Consider the following 11,406-nt stretch of genomic DNA (forward strand, 5'->3'; position numbering starts at 1 on the left):
CGTACCGCCTCCACGGCCGCACGACGGAGAAGCGACCTCAGGAACGATCATCGCGGACCCGCCCTCATCCCCGCAGTGAATTGGGCAGCAGAGTCCCCGTGGTGGTCAAAGCGCACCCCGGCCACCCCGAGCTGTCCCGCTCCACAGCCACGATCACCCATCAGGCGCTGGCCGAGGCCGGAACCCCGCCCGGGGTGTTCGGCCTCATCGAAGGAGAACAGGCCGGCATCGAAGCGCTGCGCCACCCGGACCTGCGCGCCGCTGCCTTCACCGGATCGGAGCGTGGTGGTGTGGCGCTTGCCCGGATCGCTGCCGAACGCCCCGAGCCGATCCCGTTCTACGGCGAGCTGGGCAGCGTCAACCCTGTGGTGGTTACGCCACGTGCGGCGCAGACACGCGGCGTGCAGATCGCCGACGGCTACGTCGGGTCGCTCACGCAGGGGGCGGGCCAGTTCTGCACCAATCCCGGCCTGCTGTTCGTCCCGGCCGGGGACGGCATCCTGGACGAGATCACCAGGCTGCTGCGCGACGTCCCGGCCGCCCCCATGCTCAATGAGCGGATCACCGACGCCTACCTCGACGGCGCGCGCCGGCTCGCCCGACGAGCGGGCACACGGAAGGTGGTGTGGCCGGATGATGAGGCATCAACGGCGCCGCGGCTGCTCGCGATGGAGCTGACCGAGTTCGTAACCGACGGTACGGCGGCGGCCGAGGAATGCTTCGGCCCGCTCGGCCTGGTGGTGACGTACGAGCGGCTGGATGACGTGACTGCCGTGGTGGCGGAGCTGCCGGGGCAGCTCACTGCCAGCCTGCACGCCGAGTCGGAGGAAGCCGGCGAAGTCGCCGGCCTGACCGCGGCACTGGTCGAGCGTAGCGGCCGGGTGCTGTGGAACGAGTGGCCCACAGGCGTGGCAGTCACACATGCGATGCAGCACGGCGGCCCCTTCCCCGCCACCACTGCACCCACCACGACGTCGGTCGGTACCGCTGCGATCGAGCGGTTCCTCCGGCCGGTGGCCTACCAGTCGTGGCCGCAGCTGCTGCTGCCCCCGCCGCTGCGCGACGACAACCCCTGGGGCGTGACCCAGCAGGTACGCGAGTAGCGGAGCGGCGGCGACCGGCCTTCGTGCAGCGAACCGGCCGCCGCCGTGAACCGGCACGTGGATGCGGATCTGTCCGCGGCCTACGCGCTGCTGGTGCCCCAGCCCCGGGGCCGGCTTCGCGGCGGCAGCAACGAGGGAGGGCCGAGTGGTGAGCAGTGCAGCGATCTACGCCCGGGTGTCGTCGGCCCGGCAGAAGAATGACCAGACGATCGCCTCGCAGACCGCGGCCCTGCGCACGCACGCTGGCCAGCTGCATCTTGAGGTGCCCGAGGAGTGGGTAAGGCCGCCGAGGAGCCGCGTCCGCAGCGCCTGCTGCACGGCCCATTCCCGGGTCGGTGAACACACCGTAGCCACCAGCAGCGATGACTTTTCGAGCGGCACAGGGCCGGCGTCAGCCGGCGTTCCGGGCCGTTCCCGGAAGCCTTAACAACCAACGCCGGCCCTGGAGTCAGAGGTGGCCGCCAGGGGTCACCATGAACGTCGCGGGACCGGCCGGCAGATCCACCGTGTACTGGCGCAGATAGGTGTCCAGGAACGGTGAGCGGTCGCCGGCGGTGGCGGCGTCGTCGGCCGGTTCGTCCATGGCCAGCCTGATCTGCGCGCCCTTGACCGCGATCGTCTCGCCGGAGGGCGTGTCGCGCCAGGAGCCGGTCTGGATGGAGCCGATCTCCACGGCCAGGACGTGCCCGGCTGCCAGGGTCCAGTCGGTCGCCTTGAGGTCGACGGTCATCCGCCCCGAGTGCAGCAGGGAGACCTGCTCGTCGAACATGACGGCGGTGCCGTCCGGAGCGACGTCGTACAGCTTGAGCATGACGTTGCCCTCTCCCTTGGCGGTCAGGGAGACCTGCGGGGTGCCGGTGACGCGCACGGCCTCGTCGACCGGCTTCGACCACACGAAGAAGCTCGATGTGACCTTACCGGCTTTCTGGAGCTTCGCCAGTCCCTTGGCCAGGCCCTTCGGGGCGGCCTGGTCGGTCGCGGGCGCGTTCTCCATGTCCCACTCACCGGACGGCGGTGCGAGTGCCTGCGGCGCCGGCTCGCCGGACGCGGCCAGGGCCGCGCGGGCCGAGGCGCCGCCGTCGTCCACGTACGAACCGCCGCCGAGCGGGAGGGTGACGGACCGCTCCACGACCGGCCACGTGTCCTGGGCGCGCCAGGCACCGGTGGAGTCCTCCATGGCGTAGGCCGGGTAGTTGACCGTCGGCTTGATGCCCTTGAGGTACTCGTCGTAGAAGGAGAGGGTCTCGTCGTACCAGCCCTCGCGGCCCATGGACAGGCGCCCGTCTCGCGTGCGGTCGCCGCCGCGCACGTGCTCCCACTGGCCGAGCCACCCGCGCTCGGGGCCCACGTGGTTGTCGAGGTACTCCTGCATCTCCTCGGGCTTGGTGTTGTTCTCAATGAAGCCCTGGGTGACGAACAGCGGGGTGTCGGTGCCCTCGGCCATCTTCGCCAAGTCGCGGGAGGTCCAGTGCTTGTCCCACTGGTCGGCGATCCGGTACCCGGCCGAATTCTCCGTGAGGCACTCCGGGTGGGTCTTCTCCCACCGGGCGTTGGCCTGGTAGTGCGCGTCGTCGTCCGCCATCGCGTTGAGCGTGGCGATGGAGTTGTAGGCGTTGGCGGTGCCGGTGACGTTCGGGCGGGGCACACCGTTGGAGTAGATGTACTGGTACATGTCCCACACGGGCTCCTGGGCGACGACGGCCTTGAGCGCGTCCTGGTCCAGGTTATTGCCGATCAGGCCCGTGACGGCGTCGTACGACTTGCCGTACATGCCGACCGCGCCGGTGCTCCACGGCTGGCTCGCGACCCAGTCGATCGCGGCCTTGACGTCGGCCTGTTCGCCGGGGCCGGCCCAGTCGAGGCAGCCGGTGGAGCCGCCGAAGCCGCGCAGGTCCACCATGACGAAGGCGTAGCCGTTGGCGAACAGGTCGGTGCCCTCGATGAAGTCCTGGAAGCGGGACGAGGGGCCGGTGTGCTTCCAGCCCTCGATACCGGTCTGCCCAGAGTGCCCGAAGTACGGGCCTGTCGACAGGATGACGGGTATCTTCTCGCCCTCAGCCAGTCCCTCGGGCATCAGGACGTCGGCGTGCAGCTCGGTGCCGGAGTCGTCCGAGGACGGGAAGTAGTGCTGCGTCCAGACCGAGCCCTCCGGGACGCGGTCGTTCTCCTTGTGGGTGACGGGGTCGGTCGCGGTGGCGGCGGGCTCGGACGCCACGCCAGGCGCTGCGGTGGCGGGGCCGGCGAGCGCGGAGGTCAAAGCGAAGGTCGTGACGATTGCCGAGGCGGCCCAGGCGGCCGCGCGACGTCTTTTCACGTGCTCCTCCCGGAGTGTCAGGTACGGGGGCGGTGCAGGTGGTGCGGTCGAGCAGCGGCCTCTGGCCCGCCGTCGGCGGCGCGACGATGGGCGGCCGCGCGCACGCGGGGAGCTGGATCGCGGGCGCCGACGGGAGCCGTCGGTGAGGGAGCCTATGATCATCATTGAAACGCGTCAACGGGGCGGTGCATTCAGCGTGTTAGCGGTGTGGCCCGGCCGATGTCCGGGCTAGCGTCGTTCTTGCATGAGGGTCCGTCAGCTTGCTGGCGGGCCCTTTCTGCTTGTTCGGGGCAGCGTTTCCTGTGGATGGGCAGGCTGGTTGCCCGGCTGGCGGCCCGGATGCGGGCCCTCGCGCGCCGGCCATGCCGCAGCTCCAGTTCGGCAATGGGCAGGCCGGCGGTGTTGGTGGCGAACGCGGTCAGCCGCAGACCGTCGGCGTCGGTGATCGGCAACTGGGCGCCGGGGTGGTTGAGTCGGCTCGCAGCGCGCTGCCGGTGTCACCACCGGTCCGTCTCTGCGGGCCGCTCGCCGAACCCGGCGTGCGCGTTTGTCGACCAGCACGGCGGGCCGGAGCAGGCCGCCCGTGATGAGGTCACCGAAGAGGTGGGTAACCGGCTTCGGTTCGGCGGTAGGACGGGTGGTCCTTGGGGGGTTCGTACGGGCAGCCATGGACGAAAGCGTGGGTCAGGCCACTGGCCGCCGTGGGGGTGGAGGGCGGTGGTTGTGGGGCCTGTGTGGCCAACTGGTGTCAAGGATGCTGTTGTTGGGCATCTATGTCCCGTACATGCCATGGAGCCGACGCGGGTTGCCGCGTGCGCCCGCGAGAGGAGCGCGCATGCAGGGGTGGCGAGCTAGACGTACGGGGTCGCGCTGGGTGGCGGTGGCCGCGCTGGCGGCCGGTGTGCTGCTGGTGCCTGGGGCGCAGGGCGCAGGTGCCGAGGAGGGCGAGGACGGGATGGGGGGTCCCGCGGCGCCCGCCGAGTACAGCTATCTGCAAAAGGCGGTGCCGGGCGGAACGTTGCCCGCGCACGCCTACGAGGACGCGGCGGCCGAGGCTGCCGGACTGACACGTACGGCGGGCACGTGGGAGTCGCTGGGGCCGAGCAACATAGGCGGGCGGGTCGTCGATCTGGCGCTGGACGCTGAGCGCTCCGACACCGTGTACGTGGCCGCGGCGAGCGGTGGCCTCTGGCGCTCGACGAATGCGGGCAGCACCTTCGAGAAGGCTTGGCCCGACGGGCAGACCCAGGCCATGGGCGCGGTTGCGTCGGCCGCCGATGGCACCGTGTACGCAGGGACGGGCGAGGTCAATCCGGGCGGCGGCAGCGTGACGTACGAGGGCACGGGCGTCTACCGGTCGGTTGACCGCGGCAAGACCTGGAAGTCCGTGGGGCTGCGGGACTCGGCGACGATCGGCGCCATCCGGACCGATCCGCGCAATCCGCGCCATGTCCTCGTCGCCGCCGCCGGGTCGCTCTACACGGACGGCGGCGACCGCGGTGTCTACGAGACCCGGAACGCCGGGAAGACCTGGCACCGGATCCTGCGGGTGCCGAACGGCTCCACTGGGGCCGTCGACGTCCAGTTCGACCCGTCAAACCCCCGGCGCGTGTACGCCGTCCTGTGGGACCGGCGGCGCGAGCCCGACAAGCGTACCTACGGAGGCGTCGGTTCCGGTGTCTATCGCTCCGATGACGGCGGGGTGAAGTGGACCCGGCTCGACGGCGGTCTGCCGGGGCCGGGTTCCGATGTCGGCCGCATCGGCCTCGGCATCTCGGCGTCCGAGCCAGGGCGGCTTTACGCTGTCTGGGGCAACGCATCCGGCGGCTTCGGCGGATTCCTCACCTCCAAGGACGCGGGCGACAGCTGGACGGAGCTTCCGCGGAACGAGGACCTGGAAGAGTCGCAGGGCGGCTTCCAATGGTGGTTCGGCAAGGTGTGGGTCGATCCGGACGACGCGCGCCATGTGCACGTCGCCGGCGTGGAGTTGATGACCACGAAGGACGGCGGCGGAACCTGGACCGGCGAGGGCTCCGCGATCCACGCCGACCAGCACGCCATGGCATGGGACCCGCGCCGCAGCGGGCGCGTGTACCTCGGCAACGACGGCGGCCTCTATCGCTCCGAGGCCGACGGCGACGGAGCCTGGAGCAAGGGCACCCAGCAGCCGTGGACGCAGCTCTACACTGTCGCCACCACACCCCAGGACACCTCCCGTATCTCCGGAGGCGCCCAGGACAACGGCTCCCTGCGCTCCTGGGGTGGCGTGACCTACAACAGCTATGTGGGCGGCGACGGCCTGCAGAACTTGATCAACCCGACGGACCGGGACAACGTCTTCGCGTGCTACCAGTACGGCAACTGCTTCCGCTCGACCAACGGCGGCAACGCGAACAAGTACTTCACTTCGGCCACCGTCTCTGACCGCCGCAACTGGTTGACGCCCCTTCAATTCGACCCCCGCGACCCGAAGGTCCTGTACTACGGGGGTAACCGGCTCAACCGCTCCACGGACGGCGGCATCACCTGGCAGGTCATCAGCCCCGACCTGACCGGCGGCCCCAGCCGTGACACCTATCCGTACGGGACCCTCAGCACGGTCGCCGCCGCGACGGACGGGCGCACGGTGTGGGTCGGCACCGACGACGGCCGCGTCTGGGTCACCCGCGACCTCGGCGCCCACTGGACCAAGGTCTTGGAGGGGCAGCCCTGGGTCACCAGGATCGCCGTCGACCCCGTCGACCCCGCGACCGCATACGTCACGCTGTCCGGGTACCGCTCGGGCTCGGCGCAGCCCCATGTGCTGCGCACCCGCGACGCAGGGGCAACCTGGAACGATCTGTCGGGCAACCTGCCGCAGGCGCCGGTCAACGACGTCGTCCTGGCCGAGGGTGGCAGGCTGTACGCCGCTACCGACCAGGGCGTGTTCACCAGCCGGCCGGGCAGTGCCGCCCATTGGTACCGCGTAGGTGACGGACTGCCGCTCGTCCCGGTCGACGACATCGAGTACGACGCCGTCAACCAACGTCTCGTGGCGGCGACGTTCGGGCGCGGGTTCTACGCGATCCGCACGCCGGAGTAGTTCCGACTTTCCTCTCAAAGGGGCAGGCCCCTCCACCTGCGCTCCCGCGCAGGGGGAGGGGCCTGTGCCTCTCCACCCCCGGGGCGCGACCTCAGGCGGCGTCCACCGGCTCGCGGCCGGCACTGCGCCGCCCCGCCCGGCGAACGCCGGAAACCTCCTCATGAGCCGGGACGACACACGCACCGCCGGCATCCGGTACCTGATCCGGGACGACGCGGGCTACTTCACCGAGGGCTTCGACGCGGTCTTCACTGCCGTCGGTGCCCGCGTGGTGCCCATCCTGCCGGGCGTGCCTCGGATGAACGCGATCGCCGAGCGCTGGGTCGGCTCGTGTCGCCGCGAGGCCACCGACCGCGTCTTGATCACCGGAGAGCGGCACCTGCGCCTCGTCGTCGACGAGTACGCCGACCACTCCAACGAACATCGGCCTCACCGATCACTCGGACAGCGATGCCCCGATGGTGTCGACGCGCCCGAGCCGCCCGCCATCGACGGACCATCGCGCATCCTCCGGCGCAACCGACTCGGCGGCCTCATCCATCAGTACGCGCAGGTTGCATAGGGTGACGGAGGTTGTCGGCACGCACAGGGCTCCCCGGTTGCTCCCGGATATGACTCAGGGGCCATCCGTAGATGACCCCTGAACTGCGACGTTTCCGTCGGGACGACAGGATTTGAACCTGCGACCCCTTGACCCCCAGTCAAGTGCGCTACCAAGCTGCGCCACGTCCCGATGCGCTTCCTCCCGGTGTTCCCGGGCGGCTGCGCAGGACAAACATTACCTCACTCCGCGGACCGGATCGACGCCCGTGCCTGATGGGCCCGGGTCGCGAGTGCTTCGGCTCCGCACGCCGTGGCCAGTTTCTGGGCCCGGGCGAGCTCGCGCCGGGAGCGGATGGCGATGCCGTAGTCGACACGGGCCAGGGCGTGTTCGTACGCGGACGGGGACGCCTCCAGGTGCCGGACCGCGTCGGCCAACAGCTGGCGGGCTTCCTCAGGGCGGGCGAACAGGGCGACGCAGCGCAGGGCCTCGCCGATCGCGGTGTCCGTACCGAAGCGTTCGGCGTGCACCCGTGCCGAGGTGGCGAGATGGGCTGCGCGGCCCGGGTCCTCCTCGGCCAGGGCGCGGGCGAGGTCGCCCGCCCATGGAGCCCAGATGCCGTTGAACCGGCCGCGCGGTTCAAGAGCATGGCCGGCTGCTTCGAGTTCGGCGACGGCCTCCTTCGTACGGCCTTCGGCAAGCAGGAGACGACCACGGACGCACGGCGCGTCCGGCATGACCATCGCGCTGGGATAGGGCATCCCGAAGTTGTACCGGTCAGCAATCGTGCGGGCCTCGGCGACCCGGCCCCGGGCCAGCACTGTGTCGATGAGCAGGCAGGCGGCGATCCAGTTGACGGGCAGGCCGCTGCCCACACGGTCGGCGAGCCGCAGTCCTTCGCGCAGGAAGCCCTCCGCCTCGACCAGCCTGCCGCGACGCCGGTGGACGAGACCGAGGAGGGTGTGGGCGAAGGCGAGGTGCGCGCCGCTCCAGCCGGAGATCTCGAAAGCTCGGACGGCCTCGCTGAACAGTGCCTCGGCCCGGTCGAGCTGGTCGGTGAAGGCATAGGTGATCCCCACCGTGGTGGGGAACTCGAAGCCCCATTCGGTATCGGTCCACCCGAGGCCGCGGGCCGGGCGGCCGTCGACCAGGGCGCGTTCGCAGAGATCGACGACGAGCTGGCAGTCCTCGCCCCGGAGCATGGCGTCGAAGGCACGCAGCGTGAGCAGGGCGCGTTCGGCGTTGTTGCGGCCCGTGAGGTGGTCGGCGTTGGCGGCGAGCCTGCGGGATCGGCCGGGTCCGTCGTCCTCAGCGGCCTGCATGCCCTCCCACATGAAGTGCGCGGCCTGGAGCCGCATCCGGCCCGGTCCGGGGGCGGTGCGCCCGGTCTCGGCGGCGAGAGCCAGTGCCGCTTCCTTCAGCTGGTTGTTGTGGGAGAGGGCGGCGGCGAGCCGGAAGGTGGCGTCGACGCGCACCTCGTCGGCGAGCCCAGGCAGATCGAGGGCGGCCCGAAGATGCTGGACTGTGGTGGGAGGGGAGCTGAGCAGCGTGGCGCAGCCCAGCTCGTACAGCAGCGTGGCCCGCACCTGGGGACGCGGCGGTTCCTGCATGGCGCGTTCCAGGCAGCGGCGGGCGGCTTCGGGGGCACCGACCGCGAGATGCTGGCCGGCTGCCTCGCGGAGCTGCTCGACCAGTTCCTGGTCGTCGTCCGGGTGGACCTCCAGGAGATGACGGGAGGCTGCGGCGGCGCCGAGTCCGGCGCGGGTGATCGCCCAGGCGGCGCGGCCATGCATGGCCGTGCGGGTGGCCGGCGGGATGGAGCGGTACACGGCGGTGGCGATCAGCGGGTGGACGAACTCCAGTGGGTCGAAGCCGCTGACGATACGGGCGTCGCGCAGCCGCGCGGTGCAGTCGGCGGCCTCCGCGGGGCTCATTCCGGCGAGGGTGGCGGCGAGGTCCTGGGAAATCTCGGTGCCGAGGACGGCGGCGGCCCAGGCGAACCGGTTGGCGTTGGTGCCGAGCCGTTCGAGCCGGGCGACGAGTCCGCTGCCGCGGGCCGAGGCGCCGAGTTCGCGCAGCAGCCCGGCCGACTCCTCCAGGGGTGCCAGTTCGTGGTCCTGCACCTTGGCGACGAGTTCGACCGCCTCGTACGGGTTGCCGCCGGTGACGGCCCACACCTCGCGGCAGAACGGGTCGTCGGCGTGGTTGCCGAGAATGGCCCGGACCAGTTCCGCGGTGGCCTCGGGGGTGAGCGCGCGCAGCGCGACCCGGGCCTGGGCGGGGTGGCTGCCGCCGCTCCCCTCGCGCGCCGCCAGTTCCTCCGGGCGGTGCGCCTGGACGACGAGGACGGGCAGTTCGCCGAGGCGTGCGGTGAACGAGGCAAGCCAGGCAAGGGATTCGCCGTCCGCCCAGTGCGCGTCGTCGATGATCAGCAGCGGCGGACGGTGACTCAGCCGGGAAGCGAGCTCCGACACGACGTGGTCGAGTCCGTCGCGCACACCCTGCGGGTCGGGCTGCGGGCCGCTGGGTTCGGCAAGTCCGAGGGCGGGTGCGGTGATCTCGAACCACGCGCCGAACAGATCGCGTACCTCGTCGGGCGGAAACTGGTCGAGCGCGGGCTGCAGGAGTTGGCGTACGACGTGGAACGGCACGGATGTGACCGTCTCGCCGCCGCGTGCGGACCAGACGGTGCAGCGGTCCGCGGCCATGGCCTGGATCTCGGTGAGCAGAGCTGTCTTGCCGAGGCCTGCCTCACCGCTGAAGATCAGCAGCCCGCCGACTGCCGGGGCGCCGCACAGGGCGTCCACGGCTTGTGCGGCAACAGCGAGTTCCGGTTCGCGCTCGTACAGCGGCCGGGACGGCTTCATGCCTACCCTCCCCTAGTGGTACGGATCATTGCCGACACTAGTCGTGCGCGGCGGCCCACGGACAGTGGTTCGCACAGTTCGCCGCAGGTGCGGGGCACAATCGACGGGTGGACGAGACTCATAGGGACCGCGATGCCGAGGGCCGGGCGCGCAGTGCGCGCCCCCGTGACGGGCTGGGGCGCCCCCTGCCGTACGGGGTTCCGGGGGTGGCGCGACAGCCGGAGGGTGTGGTGCGCTCCCCCGAGGAGACGCTGCGGGAGGCACAGCGGCTGCTGGACGCGGGGATGCCGTTCCACGCGCACGAGGTGTTCGAGGACGCGTGGAAGTCGGGCCCGGAGGCGGAACGGGAGTTGTGGCGCGGGCTCGCGCAGCTGGCGGTGGGGCTGACGCACGCCGCGCGCGGCAATGCGACGGGTGGGGCGCGGCTGTTGCGTCGGGGCGCGGTGGCCCTCTCGGCGTACGGGGACGCGTCGGCGCACGGGATCGGGATCGATGCGCTGACCGGCTGGGCGGAGGAGCTGGCCGGGCGGGTGGAGAGCGGCGGCGGGCGGACGGTGGACGCGGCCGAGGAGGCGCCCCGGCTGCGACGGGAGGGCGGATGAGCCGGATGGCGGCGTCCGTTTTCGGCAACCGGGGGCGGAGCGGTGACCACAGCGCGCCCCGAAACTATTACCATCCCGCGTCATGAGCACTTCTGACCAGGACCAGTCCGTGGACACCCCGATAGCCTCCCCCGACAGCGACACGAACGACACAGAGACCGACGCCGGGGCCGAGGCCGACGCCGAGGTCGAGGGGGCGGGGTCCGGGGACCGCAGATTGACGCCGCGTCAGGCCAGACGGTTGCGGGTCGTGCTCTCCTCGGTCGGCATGGCGGCGATGGCAGTCGTGCTGGCGCTGCGGATCGCGAGCCGGTCGTCCGTTCTGGTGGTCGGGGTGTACGGGCTGGCGCTGATCCTGTGCGGGATCGTGATCGAGCTCAGCCGGAACGGCCGTACGCGCTTGGGCAGTTGGCTGCTGACCGTCGGCCTGGTGGCGGCGATCGGTTCGGACTGGCTGCTGATCCCCTGACGTCGGTCGGTTCAGACCGACCGCACATGGGGGGTGGGAGTAGGAGCGGGGCTGGGTGCGGGCAGCTGCAAGGCGGAGGACTGAGCCATGGCGGAGCCATGGTGATGGACGACAACGCGGCAGATGTGCGTACCCAGCCCCGCGACGCCGCCTCCCATGTGCCGGTCGGTCTCAGGCTGCTGTGATCCGCACGGTTCCGCCGTGCGGATCCACGCGGTCGACCCGGTCGGCGGGCAGCAGCAGCCACTGCCGGTGGATTGCGTGTCCGTCCTGGCCGGCGACGCGGTGCGGACGGGGCAGTCACCGGGGGTGCGCAGGATGAAAGCGGCTGTGGAGCCCGGGCGCCGTCGGGGTCGAGCATCAAGGGCGGTACGGATCGGGTGGCGGGCCGGCTCACGGGCGAGGGCGGTGCCGACGACGCCTTGCAC

7 protein-coding genes, 1 tRNA gene and 1 pseudogene are annotated in these 11,406 nt (G+C 71.2%); 5 read left to right on the forward strand and 4 right to left on the reverse strand.

What is annotated here, in order from left to right; translation table 11 throughout:
- Positions 1-98: 98 nt before the first annotated feature.
- Positions 99-1,103: an aldehyde dehydrogenase family protein gene (locus tag AB0N06_RS20955; protein ID WP_366136180.1), complete on the forward strand. Its 1,005-nt coding sequence runs from the start codon at positions 99-101 to the stop codon at positions 1,101-1,103.
- Positions 1,104-1,551: 448 nt separating this feature from the next.
- On the opposite strand, the gene AB0N06_RS20960 is transcribed toward AB0N06_RS20955, so the two are convergent.
- Together AB0N06_RS20960 and AB0N06_RS20965 are read right to left on the reverse strand one after the other, a co-directional pair.
- Positions 1,552-3,417, reverse strand: a complete 1,866-nt coding sequence (locus AB0N06_RS20960; RefSeq protein ID WP_366136181.1) for a CocE/NonD family hydrolase — start codon at positions 3,415-3,417, stop codon at positions 1,552-1,554.
- A gap of 302 nt (positions 3,418-3,719) precedes the next feature.
- Positions 3,720-3,884: pseudogene (locus AB0N06_RS20965) on the reverse strand (IS1380 family transposase); the annotation flags it as partial.
- Between the two features lie 368 nt (positions 3,885-4,252).
- On the opposite strand from AB0N06_RS20965, the gene AB0N06_RS20970 reads away from it, so the two are divergent.
- Both AB0N06_RS20970 and AB0N06_RS20975 read left to right on the forward strand, forming a co-directional pair.
- Complete coding sequence (locus AB0N06_RS20970) at positions 4,253-6,499, forward strand: glycosyl hydrolase (protein WP_366136182.1); 2,247 nt, start codon at positions 4,253-4,255, stop codon at positions 6,497-6,499.
- A 64-nt stretch (positions 6,500-6,563) separates the two neighbouring features.
- Complete coding sequence (locus tag AB0N06_RS20975; RefSeq protein WP_366136183.1) at positions 6,564-7,061, forward strand: integrase core domain-containing protein; 498 nt, start codon at positions 6,564-6,566, stop codon at positions 7,059-7,061.
- Positions 7,062-7,158: 97 nt separating this feature from the next.
- Here AB0N06_RS20975 and AB0N06_RS20980 read toward each other — a convergent pair.
- Together AB0N06_RS20980 and AB0N06_RS20985 are read right to left on the reverse strand one after the other, a co-directional pair.
- Positions 7,159-7,232: transfer RNA gene (locus AB0N06_RS20980), tRNA-Pro, on the reverse strand.
- Positions 7,233-7,282: 50 nt separating this feature from the next.
- Positions 7,283-9,907 (reverse strand): AAA family ATPase, encoded by a 2,625-nt coding sequence (locus tag AB0N06_RS20985; protein ID WP_366136184.1) that lies wholly within the window; start codon positions 9,905-9,907, stop codon positions 7,283-7,285.
- Between the two features lie 107 nt (positions 9,908-10,014).
- On the opposite strand from AB0N06_RS20985, the gene AB0N06_RS20990 reads away from it, so the two are divergent.
- Together AB0N06_RS20990 and AB0N06_RS20995 are read left to right on the forward strand one after the other, a co-directional pair.
- Complete coding sequence (locus AB0N06_RS20990; RefSeq protein WP_366136185.1) at positions 10,015-10,509, forward strand: DUF309 domain-containing protein; 495 nt, start codon at positions 10,015-10,017, stop codon at positions 10,507-10,509.
- Between the two features lie 82 nt (positions 10,510-10,591).
- The gene (locus tag AB0N06_RS20995; RefSeq protein ID WP_366136186.1) at positions 10,592-10,978 is read left to right on the forward strand and encodes a hypothetical protein; all 387 of its coding nucleotides are present in this window, start codon (positions 10,592-10,594) and stop codon (positions 10,976-10,978) included.
- The last annotated feature ends 428 nt before the right edge of the window (positions 10,979-11,406 follow it).

The sequence above is a fragment of the Streptomyces sp. NPDC051020 genome, from assembly GCF_040683105.1.
Classification (GTDB): Bacteria; Actinomycetota; Actinomycetes; order Streptomycetales; family Streptomycetaceae; genus Streptomyces.

Excerpts from the sequence above, each read along its gene's own strand:
- AB0N06_RS20970 (WP_366136182.1), top strand. The coding sequence starts at position 4,253 with ATGCAGGGGTGGCGAGCTAGACGTACGGGGTCGCGCTGGGTGGCGGTG.
- AB0N06_RS20985 (WP_366136184.1), bottom strand. The coding sequence starts at position 9,907 with ATGAAGCCGTCCCGGCCGCTGTACGAGCGCGAACCGGAACTCGCTGTT.
- AB0N06_RS20995 (WP_366136186.1), top strand. The coding sequence starts at position 10,592 with ATGAGCACTTCTGACCAGGACCAGTCCGTGGACACCCCGATAGCCTCC.